We start from the raw sequence: 25,517 nt of genomic DNA on the forward strand, positions 1-25,517 counted from the left end.
CTTTGCGTTCCCCAGGGTGTCAGCCCGCAAGCCGTAGTCCCCCACATGGTAGTGGTTCGAACACGGGAATGGCGGCGTGATCCGGGCGCGTCCCCCTCACTTTGCCACGACTTACCGGCGTCCGCCCGGCAACCTGCGCGCGAACGTGGCGATCGTCGCCTGGACCTCGTCGACCCGCAGCAGCTTCGCGAACACCAGGTACAGCAGCCCGCCGCCGCCCGCGCCCACGACCAGCGTGATCAGCGCGGGGCCCAGCGTGTCGGTGCCGAGCGCGGCGTCGGCGACGGCGTGCACCGCGTACGCGAACCCGATCAGCGGCCAGATCGCGACCAGCAGCTTCAGGTGGCCGCCGATGATGCGGCGGCCGTCCATGCCGCCGAGCTTGCGGCGCAGCACGAGCCAGCACACGAAGGTGCCGACGGCGTTGGTGACGGCGTAGCCGCCGGCCATGCCGACCACGATCCACTTGACGCTGAGCACGTTGTACGCGGCGAACGCGAGGATGATGTTGGCCGTGACGGAGACGACGCCGATCAGCGCGGGCGTCCGTGTGTCGCCGAAGGAGTAGAAGACCCGCAGCATCAGCTGGTAGGTGGAGAACGGCACCAGCGCGACCGCGAACATCTGCATGACGCGGGCGATCACCAGCGCGTCGGAGGCGTGCGTGTTGCCGTGCGCGAACAGCACGGTGGTGATCTCCGGGCCGAGCACCAGCATCAGCGCCGCCGCCGGCATGATGATCACCGAGGAGAGGCGCAGCCCGCTGGAGAACGCCGACCGCACGTCGGCGACCTTCCCCTCGGCGGCGAACCGGCTCATCCGGGGCAGCAGCGCGGTGATCACCGAGACGCCGACGATCGCGTACGGCAGCTGGAACATCTGGTAGGCGGTGAAGTACGGGGTGTACCCGTAGCCGTCGCCGAGGCCCTTGGCGTGGCCGAGGTCGCCGGCCCGGTTGGCGAGGGCGGTGACGACGGCGAGCCCGGCCTGCGTGGCGACGACGTACAGCAGCGTCCAGCCCGCCATCCGGCCGACCTGGCCGACCTCGCCGCGCCTGAAGTCCAGCCGGGGCCGCCACCGGAACCCGACGCGGCGCAGCGACGGCCACAGCGCGACCGTCTGCAGCACGATGCCGCCGGTGGTACCGGCGGCCAGCACCAGGAACTCGGTGTCGGAGATGCTCGACGGGTCGACCTTGCCGGACGCCATCGCGAGGAACACGCCGCCGACGCCGATCACGACGATGTTGTTCAGGATCGGCGCCCACATCGGCGCGGCGAAGCTGTTGCGGGTGTTGAGGATCGCGCCGGCGAACGCGCCGACGCCGTAGAAGAAGATCTGCGGCAGGAAGAACCGGGCGAACATGATCGCGATGTGCCGCTGGTCGCCCTTGTAGCTGCCCGCGAGGACGTCGATGAACAGCGGCGCCGCGATCACCGCGACGACCGTCAGGGCCGCGAGGCCGATGACCGCGAGCGTGAAGACGCGCTGCTCGTACTGCTCGCCGTAGGTGCGGTCGCGCTCCTTCGCGCGGACCAGCAGCGGCACGACGACGCTGGTCAGGATGCCGCCGAGCAGCAGGTCGTAGATCTGGTTCGGGATCGTGTTCGCGGTGTTGTAGGCGTTCGCGAGCAGGCCGGTGCTGAGCGCGGCGACGATGACGGCCGTGCGCAGGAACCCGGTGACGCGGGACACCAGCGTCCCGATCGCCATGATCGCGCCGGAGCGCAGCACGCCGCCGGACGCGGCCTCGCCGCCGCCCTCCGCGGGGGGCGGGACGTCCACGACGGTCTCGCCGACGGGGCCGCCCCCGCCGGGGAGCGGGATGTCAATCGCGGTCTCGGCCGCGATGTTCGCCGCGGTGCGCGGCCGGCCCGTCGGCTCCGGGACCGGGCGGCCCGCCGGGTTCTGCGCCGCCGGACCCCCCGGGACCTGCGGGGGCGCTGGGGGCCGCTGATGGCGCGGCTGCCGGGGAGGCTGAGGGGGGTACGGAGCCTGCCGGCCCGGCGCCGGGTACCCCTGAGGCGCCTGCTCCGGCCGGACTGGATGGCCCTGCGGCCCCGGGGAACCCGGCCGCGCCGGATATCCCGGCTGAGGCCGCCCCGGCGGCGGGCCCTGCGGCGGACGCGCCGGAGGGGGGCCTTGCGGAGGGCCCTGCCGCGGGCCCGGCGGGGGACCCTGCGGCGGAGGGCTCTGCGGCGGAGGCCCCTGCGGGCGGTACTCCGGACCCTGGGAAGCCGGACCCCGGGAACCCGGACCCGGGGAACCCGGGACCGGGGAATCCGTTCCCCGGTCCTCCGGTCTCTGCTGGTCCCACTCCGGTCGACCCGTCACCGGCTGCCTCCGCTTTCCGGCGGCGCCTCGCTCTGATGGCCCGCACTCCGACGCCCACGAAGAGTACGGCAAGTCCGCCACCGGTGATGAGCAGGGAGAGCCGCCCGTAACCCGTGGTGCGGACCGTGATGGTGGCGCTGCTGAACACCCTGCCCGAGCCCGGGTCCCGCAACTCGAGGCGGACGTCGAAGTTGCCGTTGCCCGCCGCCTGCGCCGGGAACCAGCGCTGCACCTGCTCCCCCGGCCGCAGGTCGATGACGTCATCGCCCTTGTCGAGCTTGCCGAGCTGCAGCTTGGCGGTGTTCACCGACGTCGCGACCAGCCGCACCCGGACCGCCTGGCCGTGCAGCGTGTTCTTGACGGTGACGGGCAGCTTGCCGGAGCTGCCCGCCATGTTCGCCCGCCGGTTCTTGGTCGTGACGATGCGGACCCGCGCCATCTCGTGGTCCACCTCGTCCGACAGCTCGATCCTGGCGTTGCGGGCGCGGGACGGGCTCGTCCGCCACGACGCCGACTGGACGCGCAGCAGGGCCCGCTCGTAGGAGATGCCGATCGGCTCCGTCATGATCGCGCGGAACCGGGCGGCGCGGCGGGCGATGGCGGCGACCTGGTCGAGGTAGGCGGCGCCGAGCTCGTACTTCTGGTACTCGTCGTTGTAGGCGCGCAGCTCGCGGGGCTGCGCGCGGGTCCGCTCGATCTTGTCGAGGCCGGTGGCGCGCAGCCAGCTCGCGCCCTTGGTGAACTTCAGCAGGTCGCCGGCCAGGCCGGGGGCGGGGTTCCAGTTCCGGTCGGGGGCGATGACGAGGGTGCGCTGGACGTTCGGCGCCTCGCCGGCGATCACCGCGGTCTCGGCGAGGAACCGCTGCTCGGTGAGCACCGCGCCGCCGGGGGCCCGCGAGTTCGCGCTGACGATGTCGTTCAGGCCCGAGTCGTAGATCAGCGTCTTGCGGGTGCCCTGGTGCGCCGTCTGGATCGCGCTGGCGGCGTTGGCCGCCTCGCCCGCCGGCAGGTCGCCGAACTGCAGGTCGCTCATCAGGAACGAGCCGCCGCCCTTGAGGCCGTACCTGGCGAGCGCGTCGAGCGTGTCGGGGCCGGCGACGCCGTACGGCGGCCACGCGTAGCGCGCGTCGGGCGCGCGCCCGATGACGTCGGACGCGACGCGGGTGTTGCGGGGGTCGAACGCGGTCGCGATCGGCCCGGTCGTCTTGTTGCGGGCGAGCGCGACGGCGTCGGGGTCGGCGTACGGGAGCGTGAAGTAGCGGTGGTCGCCCTTCGCGGCGTTGCGCAGGGCCGTCAGCCAGGCGCCCGCCGCGGTGCTCTTCTTCACCGTCTTCGTCGACGTCTTCGCGCCGGGCGTCAGCACGTGGTAGTCGTGCTGCGCGATCTGCTGGACGTCGTCGAGGAGCGCCGGGTCGATCGCCCAGGTGACGGGGGTCTTCGGGTTGGCCGCCGCCGCGCCGACCAGGTCGTTCAGCCGCCCGGTGCCGGCCACCTCCCCGGCGAGCCGGTCGTCGAGGAAGACCGAGTCGCCGGCCCGGTGCTGCTGGTCGGCGAGGGGCAGCACCCAGCCGACCGCGACGGGCTTGAAGTGCGTCTGCTTCGGCATGAACGTGACGAACGTCGTCACGCCGCCGACGACCTGCTGCGCGGAGTTGAGGACCTCGACGCCGACGGGATAGACGCCGGGCGTGGCGCCCGGCGGGACCAGGTGCAGCGCCGAGACGGGGAGCTTGAACTGCCAGTCCTGCCGCCCGCCGGAGGCGTCGGCCTGAGGGATCTGCTTGGCCTGGCCGGGGACGGGGAGCTGGTTCGCGGTCATCCCGGCGTACTGGTCGAGCTGGCTGCGGCTGGTGACGGGCTGCCGGCCGTAGCGCAGCCGGACGGTCACCCCGCCGATCGCGTGCCCGGACCGGTTCTGCGCCGTGCCGCGGATGTCGAGGGTGGAGTTCGCCTTCAGCGGCTTCGGGCTGACCTTGGTCAGCGCGATGCCGACCTGGCTGCGGCTGCGCCCCTGGTCGGGGGTCTCCGGCGCGCCGGGGGAGCCGGGCTGGGCGGCGTCGGGCTCGGCGGCGTCGGGTTCGGCCGCTTCGGGTTGCGCGACCGTGGCGCCCGCGACCGTGGCCCCGGAGAGCGTGGCGGTGGTTGCGGTGCCGGGAAGCGCGGCGGTGCCGGGCGCGGCGGCGAGCGCCGGGCCGGCCCCCACCGCGAGCCAGGGCAGCAGGGCGGCCAGCGTCACCGCGCGTCTGACCGCTCTCACGCCGTGCCCGCCGTCACGCCTCGTCCGCCAGCCGGTCCGCCGGCCGGTCCGCCCGATGGCCGCCCGGCGCCGGGTCCGCCTCGGGGCGGACGTCGTTTTCCCGCACCACGGCCCCGATGGTAGTCGGGACCGGCCGGGCGCCGGACTTCCGCGGCGGATCAGCCCACCGGATGGCGCCGTCCCGGCGTGTTCGGCCGCCCGCCGCGCGCCGCGCGCGCCGGGACGCCCGGCACGGCGGCCAGGTCGACCGGTTTGGCCTGGCACAACGCGGCGAGGTCATGGCCGCGGATGCCGAGCGCGGTGGACGGCTCGCCGGTCGGGGTGTAGACGACGTCCGGGCCGGGCGGGCCGTCCACCAGCCGCTGGTCGATCAGCAGCGGCATCGACTCCGGCAGCAGCAGCGGGCAGACCAGCCCGGCCGCGTACTCGGTGACGGCGTTGACCAGGTCGGCGCGGGCGGGCCCGACCCGCCGGGCGCCCATGGCGCGGCGGACCGCCTCGCCGGGCGGCCGGTCCCCCGCCCGGACGATCACGCCCGTCAGGAAGCACCTGCCGGGATGCGTGCCGCCGCAGTCGAAGTCGTCCTGCACCGCCGCGTCGTGCGCCGGGTCGCCGCGCCCCGGGGCGTCGCGCGCCAGGGCCTCGCGGGCCGCCTCGTCGCGGGCCGGGTCGGCGTGCGGCGGATCGCCGTACCCGAGATCGCCGAGGGGCACGCCGCCGGGGACGGAGTCGTCGCAGGTGGAGTCGTCGCAGGCGAAGACGCGCGTCACCAGGCACCGGTCCGCCGGGAGGCCGAGCGCCTTCGGCAGCTCGTCGGCGTGGGCGATGCCGATGGGGAGCCGCACGATCTCGTGCACGGCCTCCCATTCGAGCAGCGCGCGGTGGAGGGTGAGCGCGTCCTTCATGATCTGGCTCCATCCCGCGGGGCGGCGCCCCGCACAGCCCCGTGCCGGTCTCCCTGTGCCCCCGTACGTTGCACTCTGCGGGGAATGCCCCCACATACCCGAGGTGGTCGGATCAACACTCGCCGAACGCCAGGTGAAGCCTCCCGATGCGCCTGCGCCGCAGGTGCGGCGGACCGTACCGCCTGGGGATCCCGCTACCGTGGTGCGTACGGGAGGCTCACCGGCGGTCGCGCCGGCGGCATCGGGGTGCCCAGAACGTAACCCGGGGCCGACGCCGTGTGAAGGGCCCGCGCCCGCCGAAAGTCCTTTGTCAGCCCGCTCACCAAGGAAATACGCTCGATGGCCGTGCTCGACCAGGTGCCCGACGACAACGAGAACCCCAGCGCCGCGGCGCGCCGCAGGACCGCGATCGCGGAGCTGCTGCGCCGGATAGCGCCGGTCGCCGACGAGCTGGGCGAGCGGTTCGCCGCCGCCGGGCACGAGCTGGCGCTGGTCGGCGGGCCGGTCCGGGACGCGCTGCTGCGCCGCCCGTCCAAGGACGTCGACCTGACCACCGACGCGCCGCCGCAGAAGATCCTGGAGATCATCGACGGCTGGGCGGACAACGTCTGGACGATCGGCATCGAGTTCGGCACGGTCGGGCTCCGCAAGGGCGGCCACGAGCTGGAGATCACCACCTACCGCAGCGAGTCCTACGACCCGAAGTCCCGCAAGCCGGAGGTGTCGTACGGGACGTCCCTCGTCGAGGACCTGCGGCGCCGCGACTTCGCGGTGAACGCGATGGCGGCGCGGCTGCCCGGATACGAGTTCGTCGACCCGTTCGGCGGCCTCACCGACCTGCAGCGCGAGGTGCTGCGGACGCCCGGGAGGCCGGAGGACTCGTTCAGCGACGACCCGCTGCGGATGATGCGGGCCGCCCGGTTCGCCGCGCAGCTCGGCTTCACCGTCGCGCCCGACGTCGTCCAGGCGATGAAGGACATGGCCGGGCGGATCGAGATCGTCTCCGCCGAGCGGGTGCGCGACGAGCTGTCCAAGCTGATCTGCGGCCGGTACCCGCGGGAGGGCCTCGCGCTGCTGGTCGACACGGGCCTCGCGGCGCACGTGCTGCCGGAGCTGCCGAAGCTGCGGCTCGAGATCGACGAGCACCACCGGCACAAGGACGTCTACGAGCACTCGCTGATCGTGCTGGAGCAGGCGATCGCGCAGGAGAAGGAGGGGCCCGACCTCGTCCTGCGGCTCGCGGCGCTGCTGCACGACATCGGCAAGCCGCGGACCCGCCGGTTCGAGGCGGGGGGCCGGGTGTCGTTCCACCATCACGAGGTCGTCGGCGCGAAGATGACCCGCAAACGGCTGACCGCGCTGCGCTACCCGAAGGACGTCGTCGCCGACGCGTCGCGCCTGGTCGAGCTGCATTTGCGGTTCCACGGCTACGGCACCGGCGAGTGGACGGACTCGGCCGTCCGCCGGTACGTCCGGGACGCCGGTCCGCTGCTCACCCGCCTGCACAAGCTGACCCGCGCCGACTGCACCACCCGCAACAAGCGCAAGGCCGACCGGCTCCGCCGCACCTACGACGACCTGGAGGCGCGGATCGAGCGGCTCGCCGAGGAGGAGGAGCTCGCCGCGATCCGGCCGGAGATCGACGGGAACGAGATCCAAGCGATCCTCGGGATCCGGCCGGGGCCGCTCGTCGGGAAGGCGTACCGGTTCCTCCTCGAGCTCCGCCTCGACCAGGGCATGATCGGCAAGGAGGCCGCCGAGCGGGAGTTGCGCCGCTGGGCCGCCGAGGAGGGGATCAAGCCCGAGGAGTCCGCGTGATCCCGCTGCAGCTGGGCCGGATGAGCCCCGCCGAGACCGAGCGGATGCTCGCGTTCGACCGCGACCACATCTGGCACCCGTACGCGCCGATGCCCGCGACGGCGCCCGCCCTGCCCGTCGTGTCCGCGGACGGCGTCCGGCTCACCCTCGCCGACGGCACCGAGCTGATCGACGGGATGTCGTCGTGGTGGGCGGCGATCCACGGCTACAACCACCCGAAGCTGAACGCCGCCGTCACCGGGCAGCTCGGCAAGATGGCGCACGTCATGTTCGGCGGGCTCACCCACCCGCCCGCGGTGCGGCTCGCCGAGCGCCTCGTCGAGCTGACGCCCGAGCCGCTGACCAAGGTGTTCTTCGCCGACTCCGGCTCCGTCGCCGTCGAGGTCGCGATCAAGATGGCGATGCAGTTCTGGCGGTCGCAGGGGCGCCCGGAACGGCGCCGGCTGCTGACCGTCCGCGGCGGCTACCACGGCGACACCTTCGGCGACATGGCGGTCGCCGACCCCTTCAACGGCATGCACCGGGAGTTCAGCGACGTCCTCGCGCGGCACGTGTTCGCGCCCGTGCCGCCGCTCGGCTACACCGCTGACCCCGACCAGACCTACATCGACGAGGTCGCGAAGCTCGCCGCCGAGCACGCCTACGAGCTCGCCGGGATCATCGCCGAGCCGATCGTCCAGGGCGCCGGCGGCATGCGCTTCTACGCCCCCGAGTACCTGCGCGCCCTCCGCGACATCGCCGACGAGCACGGCCTGCTGCTCGTCCTGGACGAGATCGCCACCGGCTTCGGCCGCACCGGCGAGCTGTGGGGCTGCGACCACGCCGAGGTCGTCCCCGACATCATGTCCGTCGGCAAGGCCCTGACCGGCGGGTACATGACGATGGCCGCGACCCTGTGCACGGACCGCGTCGCGCACGGCATCACGTCCGGCTCGGCGGGCGCGCTCATGCACGGGCCGACGTTCATGGCGAACCCGCTCGCCGCCGCGGTCGCGTCCGCGTCCATCGACCTGCTGCTGTCGCGCGACTGGCGGACGGAGGTCGACACGATCGAGGCCGTCCTGACCAGCGAGCTCTCCGGCGCCGAGGAGCTGCCGGGGGTCGCCGACGTCCGGGTCCTCGGCGCGATCGGCGTGGTCGAGGCCCGCGAACCCGTCGACATGGCCGCCGTCCAGGACCTCGCGACGGCGCACGGCGTGTGGCTCCGCCCGTTCGGGAAGCTGATCTACACGATGCCGCCGTACGTGTGCACCGAGGACGAGGTCGCCCACATCGGCTCGGCCCTCCACGCGATCGCCGAATCCCTCTGAGCCCTGCCTTCTGAGCCGTGCCTTCTGAGCCGTGCCCCTCTGGGGTAACGGCCGGGAAACACGCGATCATGTTGCCTCTCCTCACCGGGTCACCGCTGTGAGGGGAGAAGCAGGATGGGCATGAACCGGCGTTCCGCGCTCGGGGTGATGGGGGCCGTGCCGCTCGCCGCGGGAGGGCTGCTGGCGGCTCCCGGAACGGCGGTCGCCGCCGGCCGAAGCGGACGGATCCCCGCGGGCCTGAAGCCCGGCGGCGAGTTCGACCGGTTCGTCCGGCAGCAGGCCGCCAAGGACCAGTTCTCCGGAACGGTCCTGCTCGTGAACCGCGGACGCACCGTGCTGTCGCGGTCCTACGGCATGGCGGACAAGGAGCGCTCGATCCGCAACGGGCCGGACACGATCTTCTCGCTCGGCTCGATCACCAAGGTCTTCACCGGGGTGGCGATCGCGCAGCTGGCCGAGGCGGGCAAGATCGCCTACGACGGGAGGCTCGGCGCCTACCTCGACGGTTTCCCCGCCGAGATCGCCGAGAACGTCACCGTGCACCAGCTGCTCACGCACACCTCCGGCATGGGCGACTACCGGCAGGACGTCCCGGACTACCGGAAGGCGGAGGCCGCCTGGACCAGCGCGGAAGAGGTCATGGACGGCACCATGGCGTTCATCCGCACGACGAAGCCGCACTACACCCCCGGGACGAGCCACCTGTACAGCAACTCGGCCTACGTCACGCTCGGCGCGATCGTGGCGAAGGTTTCCGGCATGTCGTACTTCGACTACGTCCGCCGGTACATCTTCAGAGCCGCCGGCATGAACGCGTCCGGCTTCTCCACCCGGCCGCAGTGGCAGAACGACCGGCGCATCGCCCGGCCTTACACCACCACGCCGTCAGGACAGCGCGAGAACCAGGTCGGCGAGCGCGCCTTCATCGGCCTGCCGGACGGCGGCGCCTTCGCCACCGCGCCGGACCTGCGGCGCTTCACCGACGCCCTCAACGGCTACAAGCTCGTCGGCCGCACCTACACCGAGCTGATCACCAGTCCCAAAGTGCCGGGAGGCACGCTTCCCGCCAAGGACGGGAAGCCCGCGAAGTCGCACTTCGATGGGTACGGTCCGGACTCCACGTTCGTCGGCGGCCACCGGTTCCTCGGCCACAACGGCGGCTCTCCGGGAGTGGACGCCAACTGGTACGTGTACCCGCACTCGGGGTGGACCACGGTGATCCTCTGCAACTACGACGCGCAGACCAGCGCACCGATCGAGTCGCTCCTGGAGGAGCTGATCCTCGCGCAGGACGCCTAGTCCCGGACCGGGACGGGCTTGGGGGTGCGGACGGAGGCCGTCCAGAAGGCCGCCGCGCCCGCCGCGTATGCGACGACCACCGCGACCAGCGTCATCGACGCCACGCCGTCCGGCGGCAGCCATGTCGCGGCGAGCGCCGCGGCCGCCGCGAACGTCGTGTTGAACAGCATGTCGTACACCGAGAACACGCGGCCCCGGTACGCGTCGTCGATCGTCTCCTGCAGCGTCGTGTCGACGCACAGCTTCACGCCCTGCGACACGACGCCGAGCCCGAACGCGCCCGCCGTCCACGCCGTCTCGGAGAACGGCAGGCCGAGCAGCAGCATCCCCGCCGCCGCGGCGGCCAGCAGCAGCGCGATCCACGCCTGCTTGCTGATCCGCCGCACCACCGGCGGCGTCACGAGCGCCGCCGCGAAGTACCCCGCCCCCGACACGCCCAGCATCAGCGCCAGCGTCGCCAGCCCCTCGTCGGCGTCGTCGGAGAAGTGGCCGCGGCACAGCAGCAGCGTCATCATCAGGATGATCCCGTACACGAACCGGTGGAACGAGATCGCGCCGAGCGCCAGCGCCGCCTGCCGCCGTCCCGCGATGTGCCGCGCCCCGTCCGCCAGGCCGGACAGCACCGCGGCGAGCGCGTCCCGCACGCCCGGCGCGTCCCGGCCGGGGCCGCGGCCCGCGAGCGCCTCCGCCTCCGCCGGGTACGGGCCGAGCAGCCCGCGCGGCAGCAGCGTCGCGATCGCCCCGGCGGCCAGGTACATGCCCGCGCCCGCCGCGAGGATCAGCGCCGTCCCCCGCTCCCCGCCGCCGAACAGCGCGCGCAGCAGGTAGCCGGCGCCGCCCCCGACGAACGCGATCACCGTCCCGCTCGTCACCGAGAACGCGTTCGCCGTCACCAGCTGCTCGCGCCGCACCACGTGCGGCAGCGCCGCCGACAGCGCCGACAGGAAGAACCGGTTGACGCCGAGCACCACCAGCACGGCCAGGAAGAAGCCGGCGCCGTCGCGCCCGCTCGCCACCAGCGCCGCGACGACCAGCACGACCATCGCCCGCAGCACCGGCGTCCACACCAGGATCTGCCGCCGCTGCCACCGGTCGATGAACACCCCGGCGAACGGCCCGAGCGCCGAGTACGGCAGCAGCGTCACCGCGAACGCCGCCGCGGCCTTGCCCGCCGTCGCCTGCCGCTCCGGCGAGAAGAACACGTAGCCGGCCAGCGCGACCTGGAAGACGCCGTCGGTGAGCTGCGACGTCAGCCGCGTCGCGTACAGGCGGCGGAAGTCCCGCCCCCGCACGATCGCGCCCAGCTCACCCGCTTTCACCTGATCAAAGTACCCGGGGCGGGGACTCCCGCGGCCCCGGCGCGGCGCGGCCGGAACGGTCCTTTGCCGAGCGGCCGGCGACCCGGAGCCTCCGGCGGCCGCTACGACAGGGCGACCGCTACGACAGCCACAGCCTGGTGTAGTCGTAACCGGCGGCCGTGGGGACGAACAGCGCGCCGTGGACGCGCGACGAGCGGAAGATCGTGTGCGCGCGGTCGAGCAGCGGGACGATCGCCGCGTCCGCCATGATCAGCTGGTCGGCCTGCTGCCAGTACCCGGCCGCGCGGCCCGCGTCCGGGGCGGTGAGCGCACCGTCGATCAGCGCGTTGACCTGCGGGTTGTCGTAGCCGCCGTAGTCGGTGGAGTTCTGCCCGTAGCCGCGCCCGTCGAACAGCGGCTGGATGATCGAGCGGCCGTTGTTGCCGTACCAGTCGGGCGTCCAGCCGGGCGCGGCGATGTCCCACTGGCCCTCGCGGGCGCGCGCGGGCGTCGCGATGGTGCTGGAGTAGAACGAGCCGCCGGTGTCGGGGGTGAGCCTGGTCTCGACGCCGCACGCGGAGAGGTTCTCGGCGATGGACTGGGCGATGAGCTTGTGGACGCTGTTGGTGCGGTACGGGAACTTCAGCGTGAGCTTCCGGTGGCCCGTCTTCGCCAGGAGCTGCCGGCACTTGCCCGGGTCGCCGGCCTCGTCCGGCGTCGGGTACGGGTTCGAGGCGGCGTACCCGGAGTTGCCGGGCGGGATCACGGTGTGCAGCGGCTGCGCCACCGACGGCCCCCCGACGATCTTGATGAGGGCGCTGCGGTCCACCGCGTACTCCAGCGCCTGCCGGACCGCCCGGTCGCCGAGCGCCCCGCCGTTGTTCGGGCTGTGCAGGTTGAACACCAGGTACGGGCTGTTGCTCGGGGTCTCCCGGATCGCGAACCGCGGGTCGTCGCGCAGCCGCGGGATCGCCGACGTCGGGACGGGCTGGTCCCATGCGAGGTCGGCGGCGCCCTGCTCGATCTGCTGCTGGACCGTCTCCGCCGAGTCCTGGCCGAGGGTGATCTGGATCCGCGCCACGTGCCGCTCCCGGATCGGGTCGGCGTCCTGCCGCCAGGCCGGGTTCCGCGTCAGCAGGTAGGAGATCCCCGGACGGTACTGGGCGATCTGGTACGGGCCGTCCGAGATCATGTGCTGGCGCAGGCCGGGGCTGTCGGGCACGTACGCGTCGTACTCGCGCGGCGCCGCCGCCGTGAACGGCAGCGACAGCAGGTTGAGGAAGTCGCTGGCCGGGCGCTTCAGCCGGAACACCAGCGTCCGGTCGTCCTTCGCGCGGACCCCCTCGATCGGGTGGGCGCGCTGGTAGGCGGCGATCGCCCGGGCGTCCCTGGCGTTCACGCCGCCGAAGCCGCGGCAGAACCCGTCCATCCCCTTGATCGTCGAGATGTAGTAGCCCTTGCCGGCGGACGGCGACGCCGGGTTGCACAGCCGCTGGAACCCGCGGACGAAGTCCTGCGCGGTCACCGGCCGCGGCGGCGAGGAGTTCCACATGACGCCGTCGCGCAGCCGGATGGTGTAGCCGCGGCCGTCCTTGCTGACGTCGCCGTTCTCCCTGCTCGGCAGCCGCGCCGCGACGTCGGCCTGCACCGGGAGCGTCTCGGCGAAGTCGTTGGACGCGCGGGTGGAGAACAGCGTCCGCGCGAACGTGCGGACGAGCCCGTACCCGCCGACGCTGGCGACGGACGCGGTGTCGAGGTGCTCGACGTCGGACGAGCCGACGATGCGGAGCGTCCCGCCGTCGCGGGGCGGGCCGTCGGCGGACGCGCCGTCGCCCCCGCCGCCGCACGCGGCAAGCCCGACCGCGAGCCCGGCGATGCCCGCCGTCACCTTGATCACCTCGCGCGCCATCTCGTCCTCCAGTCCGGCACTCGGCAGCTGGTGTGCGATAACCGGCGGTGTCACAGTAGGGCCAGAGCGTGACAAAGAGCCGCTACATCACCGTTTTATGTAGAGAAGTAAGGACGCCCTGACAGCGGGATGTCCACTGTCAGGGCGTCCTCGGAGAGCTTTGTGACGAGACTCTCAGCGCGCGGAGGCGCGTGTCACCGGTCGACCTCGCCGGCGATGAACTTCTCGACGGCCTGGCGGGCCTGGTCGTCGTTGTACTGCTCCGGCGGCGACTTCATGAAGTAGCTGCTGGCGGACAGGATCGGGCCGCCGATGCCGCGGTCCTTGGCGATCTTCGCGGCGCGGACCGCGTCGATGATGACGCCGGCGGAGTTCGGGGAGTCCCAGACCTCCAGCTTGTACTCCAGGTTCAGCGGGGTGTCGCCGAAGGACTTGCCCTCGAGGCGGACGTAGGCCCACTTGCGGTCGTCCAGCCACGGCACGTGGTCGGACGGGCCGATGTGCACGTCGGCCTTCGCCATCTCGTGCGGGATCTGCGAGGTGACCGACTGCGTCTTGGAGATCTTCTTGGACTGGAGCCGCTTGCGCTCCAGCATGTTCATGAAGTCCATGTTGCCGCCGAAGTTGAGCTGGTACGTGCGCAGCAGCTCGACCCCGCGGTCCTCGAACAGCTTGGCCATGACGCGGTGCGTGATGGTGGCGCCGACCTGCGACTTGATGTCGTCGCCGACGATCGGGACGCCCGCGTCGGTGAACTTCTGCGCCCACTCGGGGTCGGAGGCGATGAACACCGGCAGCGCGTTGACGAACGCGACCTTGGCGTCGATGGCGCACTGGGCGTAGAAGCGGTCGGCCTCCTCCGAGCCCACCGGCAGGTACGACACCAGCACGTCGACCTTCGCGTCCTTCAGCGCCTGGACGACGTCGACCGGCTCGGCGTCGGACTCCTCGATGATGTCGAGGTAGTACTCGCCGAGGCCGTCGAAGGTGTGGCCGCGCTGGACGGTGACGCCGGTCGGCGGGACGTCCGCGAACTTGATGGTGTTGTTCTCGCTGGCGTGGATGGCCTCGGACAGGTCCATCCCGACCTTCTTGGCGTCCACGTCGAACGCGGCGACGAACTCGACGTCGCCGACGTGGTAGTCGCCGAACTGGACGTGCATGAGGCCGGGGACCCGCGTCTCGGGGCTCGCGTCCTTGTAGAACTCGACACCCTGGACGAGCGAAGAGGCGCAGTTGCCCACACCCACGATGGCTACGCGCACGGAACCCATCCGATTGCTCCTTAACTCTCTTGCGGTTGCGATCCTCGCCCGCCCCGGAGGGCGAACGCCACCACTGGCGGGACCTGAGGTGGAGTTCACCCGTCCCAGGTGGGGCCGCTCCTCAGCGGCCCTTGTCCCGAGGCATGTCCTTATTGCTTTCGAAAGATCTGGCTTGCTGTTCCTGCTCGGCCCGCTCGCGCCCGATCAGCTCGTTGAGCCAGCGGACCTCGCGCTCGACCGACTCCAGCCCGTGGTTCTGCAGCTCCAGGGTGTAGGAGTCGACCCGTTCCCGGGTCCGGCCGAGGGCGGCGCGGACGGCTTCCAGGCGTTCCTCGAGCCGGCTGCGCCGGCCTTCGAGGATCCGCAGCCGGACGTCGGCGCGGGTGTGCGAGAAGAAGGCGAAGTGCACGCCGAACCCCTCGTCCTCCCAGGACGCCGGACCGGCCTCGGTCAGGAGGTTCTGGAGCCGTTCCTTGCCGTCGGCGGTGAGCTTGTAGACGATCTTCGACCGGCGGCTCTGCAGTGCCAGCGTCGCGTTCGGCTCCTCCGGCCGGTCCTCGACGATCAGCCCGTTGGCGAGGAGCTGCTTGAGGCACGGATAGAGGGTCCCGTACGAGAAGGCGCGGAACATGCCGAGCAGGGTGTTGAGCCGCTTGCGCAGCTCGTACCCGTGCATCGGGGACTCGTGGAGCAGGCCGAGCACGGCGAGCTCCAGCACGCCCGCGCCCTTCTTGCCCGCCATGGCGAGTCCCTCCGCAGAGTCGATGTCTCCGTTCGATGTATCGAGTGAATGTATCGGCTCGATACATCGCAAAGATACGTACCCGGTCGCATCCTGGCAAGCCGCCCGCCGAAAACGGGCCCCTCGCGGTGATCTACCGGGCTCCGGGTCCGCGGCTTACCCTGCTCGTATGCCGGGGTCCGAGCCGCCCATCAGACGCCGGCTCGTCGTCGATTACGGGCTGGCCAAGCGCGCGGTCCTCGCGGACCTGCGGACCGGGGCCCTCACGCGGGACGACGCGTGCGACGCGCACCCCTACCTGCTGCGCGCGGCCCGGCACCACGGCGAGCCCACCGAGACTCCGTGCCCGGTCTGCGCGCGGGCGCACCTCACCCACGTCGCCTACGTGTACGGGGACGAGCTGGGCCGGTCCGCCGGACGGGCGGCGGCGGCCGCGGAGCTCGCCCGGATGGACCGCGAATACGGCGAATTCAGGGTGTATGTGGTGGAAGTGTGCCAAAGTTGCGCCTGGAACCACCTGACCGTGTCCTACGTCCTCGGTCGCGGGGAGCAGCGCCCGCAGCGGTAGCCGGATAAGGAGGAGCAGCCGAGGAGAGGGCGTCCGACCTGCGGGAACGGTTCCCTGCCCTGCACCGTGCTCCCCCCGCTCACCAGCCCGCACAGTACTCTTCGGACGGCGCACGAGCCGCCGCCGCACCGGGGCCCCCTCCGGTGCGCACGGCCCGCCGCCCGTCGTCGTCCCCTGTTGATGAGGTCGCGTGAGTAATCCAAGCCAGCCCCGACCGGAGTCCGGGTCGCCAGGGCCGGGCGGGCACCAGATCCCCCGTCTCGGCCGCACCGGCGAACCGGAGGTCCCGGACGCCCAGCGCCGTGCCGCCGACCCCGCCGCCGGCGGGCCGACGCCCCCGCCTCCGCCGGGCACGCCCGGCCAGAGCCCGGGGCCGCTCGGCTCCCCGCCGCCGCCCGTGGACCCCTCGGGGATCAAACTCGACGCGACCGCCGTCTTCGGCCCCCCGCCGTCCGGGCCGTCCGGCCCCTCTGGCTCGCCGGGCCCGTCCGGCTCGCCGGGCGGGGAGGCCGGCGCCGAGCCGCCGTCCGCTTCCGGCGGCCCGCAGAACTTCGACGCCGAGCGCACGGTGAACATCGGCTCATCCGGCCTCCAGCCGCCCGCCGCACCCGCGCCGCCGTCCGCGCCGGTGAGCCCGCAGCCGGGCGCCGCCTTCCTTCCGGACGACCCGCTCGGCTCGTCCTTCATGGGCAGCACCGGCACGGGCGCCGCATCGGGCAGCGCGGAGAACGCCGGCTCGGGCAGCGCCTCCAACGACTACGGCGGGGACCCGCTGGGACAGGGGCCGGCCTTCGGATCCGCCGCGTCCGCGCCCGGCCCGTCCGCCGGTCCTGCCGGGGATCCCCTCGGCCAGGACCCGCTCGGCGGTCCCGCCCCGTCCAGCGCCGGTGCGTCCGGCCCGCTCGGCGCCCCTCCCGGCAACGCCGGTCCCCCGGTGGGCGGCGACCCCGGGCCGCTCACCATGCCCGACCTCCACGGCGCCGCGGTCTCGCCGCACCCGGCCCCCGGCACGCCGCAGGCGAGCGGACCCGCGGGCCCCGGCACCCCGAACAACCCGATGAACTCGGGTGCTCAAGGCAGCCCGATGGGCGTCCCCGGCGGACCGATGGGTTCCCACGGTGGCCCGCCTGCTCCTGGCGGCGCGGCCGGTCCGGGTGCCCCGAGCGGTCAGCCCGGCCCTGGCGGTGCGGGGACGCCCGCCGGTATGGGCGGCCCGGCCGGTCCCGGCGGCCAGGGCGCTCCGGGCGGTCCCGGTGGCCCCATGGGTCCCGGCGGGCCGGGAAGTCCGATGGGTGCCGGAGGCCCTGGTCGGCCGGGTGGTCCCGGTGTGATGGGCGGGCCCGGTGGGCCGAACGGTCCGGGTGGTCCTGGGATGCAGGGCGGCCCCGGCGGGCCGGCCGGGTTCAACTCCCCCGGAATGCCCGGCGGGCCCGGCGGTGCCGGTGCTGCGGGCGGCGCGGGGGCCGCGGTGGGCGCGGGCGTGACCGCCGCGCTCGGCGCGGTCGGCGGGGTGCTCGCCAAGTTCCGCGGCGGTGGCGCGCCCGGCGGCCCCGGCAAGCCCGGCGGCCCGGGAGGCCCGGGCGGTCCAGGAGGACCCGGTGGCCCGGGCGGGCCCGGCGGGCCGGGACGGCGCGCGCCGAAGAAGGGCTTCATCGACCACCTGCGGTCCCGCAGCACGGGCTGGCGGCGGTTCCTCCCGTCGTGGAAGGTCGTGGCCGGGGTCTTCCTGCTCGGCGTCGCCGGCGTCGTCACCATGATCGGGGTGGCGTACGCGAACACGCCGACGCCCGCGGAGCCGACGGTGGCGGGCGTCGAGGACCAGGCGTCGATCTTCTACTACACCGACGGCACCGAGATCGGCCGGATCGGCAAGAAGCGGCAGAGCGTCGAGCTTAAGCAGGTGCCGACGTTCGTGCAGGACGCGGTGCTCGCGGCGGAGAACCGGAGCTTCCGCACCGACCCCGGGTTCTCGATCAAGGGCACGGGGCGCGCGGTGTGGGTGAACCTGACCGGCGGCCACGGCGGAGGCTCGACGATCACGCAGCAGCTGGCGAAGAACTACTACTCCGACCCGAACAACCGGACGATGAGCCGGAAGTTCAAGGAGCTGTTCATCGCGGTGAAGCTGGACAAGAGCCGGTCCAAGGACGAGATCCTCAAGCTGTACCTGAACACGATCTACTTCGGCCGCGACACCTACGGCATCCAGGCCGCGTCGCGGGAGTACTTCGGCGTCAACGTGTGGCAGCTCAAGCCGGACCAGGCGGCGCTGCTCGGCGGCATGATCCAGGACGCGAACCGGGACCCGGCGGACAAGGCCAACAAGGCGTACGTGACCAGCCGGTACCAGTACACGCTCAAGGGCATGGTCTCGATGGGCAAGATGTCGAAGGCCGACGCCGACAAGTACATGCAGCGCGTCCCGAAGGTGAAGGACGCGGGCACCGGCGACCAGCTGTACGGCGGCCAGCGCGGCTACATGCTGATGCGCGCGAAGGAGGAGCTGCGCCGGCAGGGCATCGAGCAGCAGGAGCTGACGACCAAGGGCCTGCGGGTCTACACGACGTTCGACCGCAAGCGGATGGCGATGGCGAAGAAGGCCGCCGAGCACACCGTCCCGCAGGTGAACCCGAAGAAGCTCGCGAAGAAGGGCATCCGGGTCGGGCTCGTGTCGGTGAACACCGCGAACGGCGAGGTCGTGGCGTTCTACGGCGGTCCGGACTACCTGCAGCAGGCGTTCGACAACGTGTGGAGCGGGTCGGCGCAGGCGGGGTCGGCGATGAAGCCGTACGTGCTGGCGACGGCGCTGAAGCAGAACTACAGCCTGAAGAGCATGGTCGAGGGCAAGTCGAACACCCCGATCGACATCACCACCGGCAACGTCGTGCCGAAGGGGTCGCCGAACTCGGTGACGGTGCCGAACAGCCATGACGTGGCGCCGGCCGTCGACCTCGTCACGGCGTTGAAGGAGTCGGTGAACACCGCGTTCATCCAGCTCATCGCGAAGGTGGGCGTCCCGGAGACGATCGAGACGGCGGAGGACGCCGGGGTCGCGTCCACGCTGCTGGAGGGCTACAAGCACCAGCTGAACCTGGCGCTGGGCGTCAACGACATCCGGCCGATCGAGCAGGCCGCGGGCTACCAGGCGTTCGCGAACGGCGGCGTCTACCACCAGCCGCACGTGATCCGGGTCGTCAAGCAGAGCGACAACAGGACCGTGCGGCTGAAGCCGAAGTTCGAGACGCACCGGGTGTTCGACGCGAAGGTGGCGGCGGACGCGACGTACGCGCTGCAGCAGGTCATCAAGAGCGGTACGGCGACGGCGGCGGCGCTGCCGGACGGGCGTCCCGCCGCCGGCAAGACGGGGACCACCGACCGGAACGTGTCGTCGTGGTTCATCGGGTTCGTCCCGCAGGTGTCGACCGCGGTGACGATGTACAACGACAAGCTCGGGCCGGACCACAAGAAGCAGTCGGTGGTGCTGCCGCAGATCGGCGAGGTCGAGGGCGGGACGATCCCGGCGCGCATCTGGCGCTCGTACATGGCGCAGGCGACCAGGGGCATGGACATCGAGCCGTTCCCGAACCCGGTGTGGGGCGGCATCGTGCAGAAGTGGGCGAAGCTGCCGCCCAAGAAGAAGAAGCACGACGACCGGCCGCCGTGGTGCAACAGCCCGATCGGCAAGTTCGACCCGCGCTGCAACGGCGACGGCAACGGCAACGGGAACGGCCAGGGGAACGGGCAGCCGTGCCAGACGCCGTTCCAGACCGACTGCGACCCGAACAAGCCGCCGAGCGACCCGCCGCCGAAGTGGTGGTGCACGATCCACCGGGGCGACCCGGCGTGCCGCAAGCAGCGCGGCGGCAACCAGCCGAACAGCGCGGCGGTGGCGCCGCTGCTGCCGCTGACGAGGCCGCCCGAATGAACGGCCCGCGCGCGCGGCGGCCGCAGACGGATCGGCCGCAGACGGATCGGCCGCAGACGGACCGGCTGCGGACGGATCGGCTGCGGACGGATCGGCCGCGGATGAACCGGTGGGGGCGTCCGTGAACGTATTCATGGCCGACGGCCGGGCCCCGTCCGCAGGGAGGCGGGACCCGGCCCGCCCCGGCCGTGCCCAGAGACCCCTCGACGGATCGGGGTGTGACATGAGCCATGTCCGCGTAACGCCGTGCGGCGCGGCGGCGGGCATCGCGCACCCGGATCCGGCGGGGCATGCCGAGCCACGGCGGGGCTGGTCGTCCCGCCTGGCCGGCCCCGCCCGCCACCGGTCCGGACATCCCGGACCCAACGGGCACGTTCCAGTGCGTTCGTCCGGGACGGGGGACGGCATCGTTCCTCCCCCGCCCCCCACGCCTCCGGGTGAGCAGTACGCTCGGACGACGCAAAGCCGTACCCCAGTTGATGAGGTCGCGTGAGCAACCCAAGCCGTTACGGACCCGAATACGGAGAGGGCCCCCCGCCCAGGAGGGGCTCCCCCCGCCCCGGCGCCCAGGGCATGTCCCAGGGCGCGCCGCGCGGGGGTCAGGGCATGCCGCGCGGAGCCCAGGGGGCGCCGCGCGGATCGCAGATGGGCGCGCCGACGCCCGGGAGGGCGGCGCCGCGGCCCGGGGCACGGCCGGGCGGGCGGGGCGCGGGTCCCGCGCGCGCCGGTGGACCCGGCGGGCCGGGCGGGCCGGGCGGACGCCGCCGGGCCGCGCCTCCGAACGGCATGCGGTCCGGTCCCGGCGGCCCGGGCGGGCCCGGCGGTCCGGGCGGGCCGGGAGGCCCCGGCGGGCCGGGCGGTCCCGGCGGCTTCGGCGGGGGCGGCGGACGCAGCGGCCGGCGCGGCCGGCGCAAGGACAAGCCGGAGAAGACCGGCTGGCGGAAGTACGTCCCGAACTGGAAGATCGTCACCGCGGTCGTCACGGTCGGGATCCTCGGGATCGCGACGCTGGTCGGCGTGGCCTACGCCAACACCCCGATCCCGAAGGCCCGGCAGGCCGACGTCACGAAGCAGGCGTCCGTCATCACCTACGACGACGGCAAGAGCACGATCGCGCGGGTCGGCATGAACCGCGAGATCCTCCCGCTCAAGGACATCCCGGAGGTCGTCCAGCACGCGGTGCTCGCCGCGGAGGACCGCGAGTTCTACAACGAGCCCGGCATCTCGCCGAGCGGCATCGCCGGCGCGCTGTACCGGGCCGCGACCGGCGGCGACGTCAACGGCGCGTCGACGATCACCCAGCAGCTCGCCCGGAACTACTACCAGGGCCTGAGCCAGAAGCGGACCGTCAGCCGCAAGCTCAAGGAGATCCTGATCTCCGTCCGGATGGGCAACGAGAAGTCGAAGAACTGGGTGCTCGAGCAGTACCTGAACACCGTGTTCTTCGGCCGCGACGCCTACGGCGTCCAGGCCGCGTCGCGCGCGTACTTCCACAAGCCCGTCAAGGACATCAACGCCTCCCAGGCGGCGCTGCTGGCCGCGATGATCCAGCGCCCGACGTACTTCAAGTCCTACGGTTCCGACTCCGACCCGGCGAAGCAGGCGCTGATCGCCCGCTGGAACTACGTCATCTCCGGCATGGAGAAGAAGCAGTGGCTCACGCCGGACGAGAAGGCCAAGGCGAAGTTCCCGCAGACGTACAAGAAGTGGAGCGACATCAAGGACACGGGTCAGACCGGCTACCTCACCGACCGTGTCATCTCCGAACTCGCCACGCTCGGCATCTCCAAGCAGCGCGTCCAGACCGCGGGCCTGCGGATCAGGACCACGTTCGACAAGGATCTGCAGGACTACACCGCGACGGCCGTCAAGCAGCTGAAGGACCAGAAGAACTTCAACAGCACCATCCACTTCGGCCTCACCGTGGTCGACCCGAAGACCGGTGGCGTGATCGCCGCCTACGGCGGCCCCAGCTATGAGAAGCAGCAGTTCGATGACTCCTTCCAGGGCGCGGTGCAGCCGGGTTCGTCGTTCAAGCCGATCGTGCTGGCGACCGCGCTGGACAACGACGTCAGCCTGAAGACGACGATGGACGGGCACTACCGGCGCATCATCAACGGGACGAAGTTCACCAACGACAGCCCGTCCGAGAACGGCGTCTTCGACCTCAAGGAGATGACGGCGAAGTCCATCAACACCGCCTACGTCGACCTCGGCCAGAAGGTCGGGCTGGACAAGGTGGTGGACATGGCCGAGAAGATGGGCATCCCGTCGAACACGCCGGGCCTCAACGCGACCTACACCTCGCTGCCCCTCGGTGTCATCGACGCGACCTCGGTCACGATGGCGGGCGTCTACCAGACGTTCGCCGCCGGCGGGGTGCACCGGCCGGCGCACGTGATCCAGTCGATCACGGACGCGAACGGCAATCCCGTCCTGAACGACGCGGGCAAGCCGGTGAAGAAGGAGCCGTGGGGCAAGAAGGACACCCAGGTCTTCAGCGCGGGTGTGGCGGCGGACGCCACGGAGGCGATGCGCGGAGTCGTCACGCACGGCACCGGTACCGGGGCGAGCCTCGGTTCCCGTCCGGTCGCCGGTAAGACCGGTACGTCGTCGCAGAACAAGTCCGCCTGGTTCGTCGGATACACGCCCGAACTCGTGACGGCGGCGTCGATGTGGCGGCAGGACAAGAAGGGCAATCGCCTGTCCCTGGTCGGCGTCGGCGGTTACAGCCAGGTCTACGGTGGTACCGTCCCGGCCGAGCTGTTCAAGATGGTGATGACGAAGGCGCTGGAGGGCAAGGAGATCACGCCGTTCCCGCCGCCGGTCTACGGCGGCACCGTCGCCCCGTGGGCGGTCGCGAAGCCGGACCCGACCACGTCGCCGACGACCTCCCCGACCCCGTCGAACACGCCGACCTGCACCAACAACGGGCAGGGGCAGCAGCAGAACGGGCGGCCCTGCGCCGGCAAGACGCCGAACCCGACCAACACGCCGACGGCGCCGACGACGGAGCAGCCCTGCAACGGTCTGGGCCTGCCGCCCGGCTGCAATCCGAACCTCCCGCCGACCGACCCGGCCGCCCGGAAACAGTGGTGCAAGACGCACCCGGACAACTCGGCGTGCACCAAGGAACAGGACCCGACCACTCCGAACGGGACCAACTGAACGCCCGAGCGCGAGCGAACGGCCCGGAGCCCATGGCGGCTCCGGGCCGTTCCGCTTTCCGCGGGTTCGCCGGACGCCGTTCCTGAAGGTTTCCTGGACGTCCGCATGCGCGGGCGGTGCGCGGGCGTGTTCTTTGCGCGCCGACCAATAGTCTGCTGTCCATGTCGTCGTCTTTTGAGAGGGTCGCGATGGCCGGCGCCGGGACCGGGACGGGTCCCGCGCGGGAGCGCGGCCGGATGGCGCGGCTCGCGCCGGTCATGGCGGGCGTCGCGGCCGTGGTGTGCGCGCTGGGCTGGGTGCAGAAGCAGCCGTGCGCGTCGGCGAAGTTCGACTTCATCAAGACGACGAAGCACGCCTGCTACACCGATGTGTACCCGCTGTACTACGTGCGCGGGCTGAACGACGGGAAGATCCCGTACTTCGACTCGTTCACCGGCTCCGACATCCACCACGTCGAGTACCCGGTGCTGAGCGGCGGCTTCATGCAGCTGGTCGCGTGGCTGGTGAAGCCGTTCGGGGTGGACGAGCGCGGGATGGCGTTCTACAACGTCACGGCGCTGCTGCTGGCGGTGCTCGCGATCGTCGCGGTGCTCGCGACGGCGTACGTCGCGGGCCGGCGGTCGCTGCGGGCCGGGCTGATGGTGGCGCTGTCGCCGTCGCTGCTGCTCACCGCGTACATCAACTGGGACCTGCTGGCGGTGGCGCTGGCGGCGCTGGCGCTGGCGGCGTGGTCGGCGCGGCGCCCGGCGCTTGCGGGCGCGATGCTCGGGCTGGCGATCGCGGCGAAGTTCTATCCGCTGCTGTTCCTCGGGCCGCTGGTGCTGCTGTGCGTCCGCGCGGGGCAGTGGCGGGCGATGGGGCGGATGCTCGCGGGCACCGCGGGCGCGTGGCTGGCCGTGAACGTGCCGGTGATGGTGTTCGCGTGGGACGGGTGGGTGGAGTTCTACAGCTTCAGCCAGAAGCGCGGCATCGACTGGGGTTCGATCTTCTTCGTGCTGCAGGACCACGGGCTGTCCGGGCTCGCGTCCGACACCGACGAGCTGAACCTGGCGGGGACGGGAACGTTCCTGGTGCTCGCCGCGGGGATCGCGGTGCTCGCGCTCGCGGCGCCGCGCCGTCCGCGGCTGCCGCAGCTGATGTTCCTGGTGCTGGTCGCGTTCATGCTGCCGAACAAGGTCTGGTCGCCGCAGTACGTGCTGTGGCTGCTGCCGCTCGTGGTGCTGGCGCGGCCGAAGCTGCCGGCGTTCGTGCTCTGGCAGGCCGGGGAGGTCGTCTACTTCTTCGGCATCTGGTGGTACCTGATGTCGGTGTCGCTGCAGGTGCCGGGCGCGGACCTGTCGTCGACGCTGTCGGCGGCGGCGCACCTCGGCGCGCCGGAGGGCGGGATCAGCCAGGACGTGTACACCCTCGCGCTGCTCGCCCGGTTCGTCACGGTGCTGGCGCTGGCGGTGCTGGTGGTGTGGGACGTCCTGCGCCCGTCCGGCGACATCGTGCGGACGGGCGGCGAGGACGATCCGGCGGGCGGGGTGCTCGACGGCGCGGACGACGTCGTGTCGCTCCGCCGGTGGCGCGGCGCCCGGCACCTCGCGGCCGACCCGGCCTGACGCCGGACCGGTCTCGGAGCAGGGACGCCGCGCAGGGTCAGCGGCGCAGCGCGGCGATGAACCACTCGAACACCGGGACCAGCGAGGGCGGGACGGGCCAGCCGTTGATCACGGCGAGGAGCTGCCAGTACCGCTCGGCGCGCCGGTCGCTGCCGACCTCGAGGCGGTGCAGCAGCCGCGCGCGGAACTCCGGGCCGTCCGGCTCGCCGAACGCGTCCGCGTAGGCGGCGGCGAGGTCGTCGACGACGGGCCGGGCGGCCTCCGACGCGGGGTCGATGCCTGCGGCGATCGCCGCGCTCGCCTTCTCGACCGTGATCTCCGTCAGGCCGGGCCAGCCCTCCTGCGCGGCGCCGCGCGCGGACTCCTCGGCCTGGAACTCCGCCATCCGCCGGACCGAGGCCCGGAAGCCGGGGTCGCCGACCAGCTCGGCGAGCTCCACCCACGCGTCGACCTGCTCGGGTGACGGGTCGTCGGGCAGCTCCGGCAGCGTCGCCCGCATCTTCGCGGCGAACCCGGGGTTCACCTCCAGCCCGGCGAACGTCTCGTCGATGAAGCCGGTGATGATCCGGTTGCGTTCCTCGTCGGACAGCTTGGCGAGCTTGTGCATCAGCTGGACCTCCTCTGGGGCGGAACCGCGCTTCGCCACCGCGCGCAGCACGGCCCGGCGCAGCCGGAGCGTGCGGATCTGCGCGTCGAGCGCCTCGGCGTGCGTCGCCGCGACGTCCCCGACGGTGACCTCGCGGGCCAGCACCCGCCGCACGGTGTCGAGGTCGATGCCGAGGTCGCGCAGCGTGCGGACGAGGTCGAGGCGGGTGGCGGCCGCGATGTCGTAGAGCCGGTAGCCGGCCGGCGACCGGTCGGTCGGCGGCACCACACCGGAGTCGGAGTAGAACCGGATGGTCCGGACCGGGAGGCCGGTCCGCCGGGCCAGTTCCCCGATCGTGTACAGGGTGTCGCCGTCCATGTCCTCCACCTTGCGGGCTCCAGTCGGTGGAGACTCAAGCCCGTCCGCGCCGCGTCCGCGAACCCGCAACGCCGGGGCCCGGGAGAGTGTGACGGGAGAGCATGCGCAGAGAGCGCGCGGGGAGGCCGCGCGCGCTCTCTGCCGGTGGATC

General features: G+C 72.4%; 15 protein-coding genes. 7 read left to right on the plus strand and 8 right to left on the minus strand.

What is annotated here, in order from left to right:
* Positions 1-111: 111 nt before the first annotated feature.
* The 3 genes from murJ to AB0C78_RS24480 all read right to left on the minus strand — a co-directional run bounded on the left by murJ (position 112) and on the right by AB0C78_RS24480 (position 5,496).
* The gene (gene murJ, locus AB0C78_RS24470; protein WP_360751666.1) at positions 112-1,785 is read right to left on the minus strand and encodes a murein biosynthesis integral membrane protein MurJ; all 1,674 of its coding nucleotides are present in this window, start codon (positions 1,783-1,785) and stop codon (positions 112-114) included.
* Between the two features lie 43 nt (positions 1,786-1,828).
* Positions 1,829-4,591 (minus strand): DUF6049 family protein, encoded by a 2,763-nt coding sequence (locus AB0C78_RS24475; protein ID WP_360751668.1) that lies wholly within the window; start codon positions 4,589-4,591, stop codon positions 1,829-1,831.
* Between the two features lie 158 nt (positions 4,592-4,749).
* Positions 4,750-5,496: a YbaK/EbsC family protein gene (locus tag AB0C78_RS24480; protein ID WP_360751670.1), complete on the minus strand. Its 747-nt coding sequence runs from the start codon at positions 5,494-5,496 to the stop codon at positions 4,750-4,752.
* 339 nt (positions 5,497-5,835) lie between these two features.
* Between AB0C78_RS24480 and AB0C78_RS24485 the strand changes: the two genes are divergently transcribed.
* From AB0C78_RS24485 to AB0C78_RS24495, 3 genes are all read left to right on the plus strand, one after another.
* The gene (locus AB0C78_RS24485; protein WP_360751672.1) at positions 5,836-7,314 is read left to right on the plus strand and encodes a CCA tRNA nucleotidyltransferase; all 1,479 of its coding nucleotides are present in this window, start codon (positions 5,836-5,838) and stop codon (positions 7,312-7,314) included.
* Positions 7,315-7,358: 44 nt separating this feature from the next.
* A complete protein-coding gene (locus AB0C78_RS24490) occupies positions 7,359-8,624 on the plus strand; it encodes an adenosylmethionine--8-amino-7-oxononanoate transaminase (RefSeq protein ID WP_360751773.1) in 1,266 nt (421 codons plus the stop codon).
* A gap of 120 nt (positions 8,625-8,744) precedes the next feature.
* Positions 8,745-9,923, plus strand: coding sequence for a serine hydrolase domain-containing protein (locus AB0C78_RS24495; RefSeq protein WP_360751674.1), 1,179 nt, complete (start codon positions 8,745-8,747; stop codon positions 9,921-9,923).
* On the opposite strand, the gene AB0C78_RS24500 is transcribed toward AB0C78_RS24495, so the two are convergent.
* The 4 genes from AB0C78_RS24500 to AB0C78_RS24515 all read right to left on the minus strand — a co-directional run bounded on the left by AB0C78_RS24500 (position 9,920) and on the right by AB0C78_RS24515 (position 15,137).
* The gene (locus tag AB0C78_RS24500) at positions 9,920-11,242 is read right to left on the minus strand and encodes an MFS transporter (RefSeq protein ID WP_360751677.1); all 1,323 of its coding nucleotides are present in this window, start codon (positions 11,240-11,242) and stop codon (positions 9,920-9,922) included. The two genes, AB0C78_RS24495 and AB0C78_RS24500, sit on opposite strands and share 4 nt — an antisense overlap.
* Positions 11,243-11,360: 118 nt before the next feature.
* Positions 11,361-13,130, minus strand: coding sequence for an ABC transporter substrate-binding protein (locus AB0C78_RS24505; protein WP_360751679.1), 1,770 nt, complete (start codon positions 13,128-13,130; stop codon positions 11,361-11,363).
* 194 nt (positions 13,131-13,324) lie between these two features.
* The gene (locus AB0C78_RS24510) at positions 13,325-14,404 is read right to left on the minus strand and encodes an inositol-3-phosphate synthase (protein ID WP_151545907.1); all 1,080 of its coding nucleotides are present in this window, start codon (positions 14,402-14,404) and stop codon (positions 13,325-13,327) included.
* 112 nt (positions 14,405-14,516) lie between these two features.
* Positions 14,517-15,137: a PadR family transcriptional regulator gene (locus AB0C78_RS24515; protein ID WP_151545906.1), complete on the minus strand. Its 621-nt coding sequence runs from the start codon at positions 15,135-15,137 to the stop codon at positions 14,517-14,519.
* A gap of 169 nt (positions 15,138-15,306) precedes the next feature.
* Here AB0C78_RS24515 and AB0C78_RS24520 point away from each other — a divergent pair, with 169 nt between their 5' ends.
* The 4 genes from AB0C78_RS24520 to AB0C78_RS24535 all read left to right on the plus strand — a co-directional run bounded on the left by AB0C78_RS24520 (position 15,307) and on the right by AB0C78_RS24535 (position 24,402).
* Positions 15,307-15,705 carry a DUF5318 family protein gene (locus tag AB0C78_RS24520; protein ID WP_360751683.1) on the plus strand — a complete coding sequence of 133 codons (399 nt, stop codon included), beginning with the start codon at positions 15,307-15,309 and terminating at the stop codon, positions 15,703-15,705.
* Between the two features lie 190 nt (positions 15,706-15,895).
* A complete protein-coding gene (locus AB0C78_RS24525; protein WP_360751686.1) occupies positions 15,896-19,630 on the plus strand; it encodes a transglycosylase domain-containing protein in 3,735 nt (1,244 codons plus the stop codon).
* Between the two features lie 786 nt (positions 19,631-20,416).
* On the plus strand, positions 20,417-22,798 hold the full coding sequence (locus AB0C78_RS24530) for a transglycosylase domain-containing protein (protein WP_360751689.1): 2,382 nt from the start codon (positions 20,417-20,419) through the stop codon (positions 22,796-22,798).
* 161 nt (positions 22,799-22,959) lie between these two features.
* Positions 22,960-24,402, plus strand: a complete 1,443-nt coding sequence (locus tag AB0C78_RS24535; RefSeq protein WP_360751691.1) for a glycosyltransferase 87 family protein — start codon at positions 22,960-22,962, stop codon at positions 24,400-24,402.
* A 37-nt stretch (positions 24,403-24,439) separates the two neighbouring features.
* Here AB0C78_RS24535 and AB0C78_RS24540 read toward each other — a convergent pair whose 3' ends face one another.
* Positions 24,440-25,366 (minus strand): MerR family transcriptional regulator, encoded by a 927-nt coding sequence (locus AB0C78_RS24540; protein ID WP_360751693.1) that lies wholly within the window; start codon positions 25,364-25,366, stop codon positions 24,440-24,442.
* Positions 25,367-25,517 lie beyond the last annotated feature (151 nt).

Origin of the sequence: Actinomadura sp. NPDC048394 (genome assembly GCF_040651755.1) — a bacterium.
In the GTDB taxonomy this organism is placed as follows: domain Bacteria; phylum Actinomycetota; class Actinomycetes; order Streptosporangiales; family Streptosporangiaceae; genus Spirillospora; species Spirillospora montaniterrae.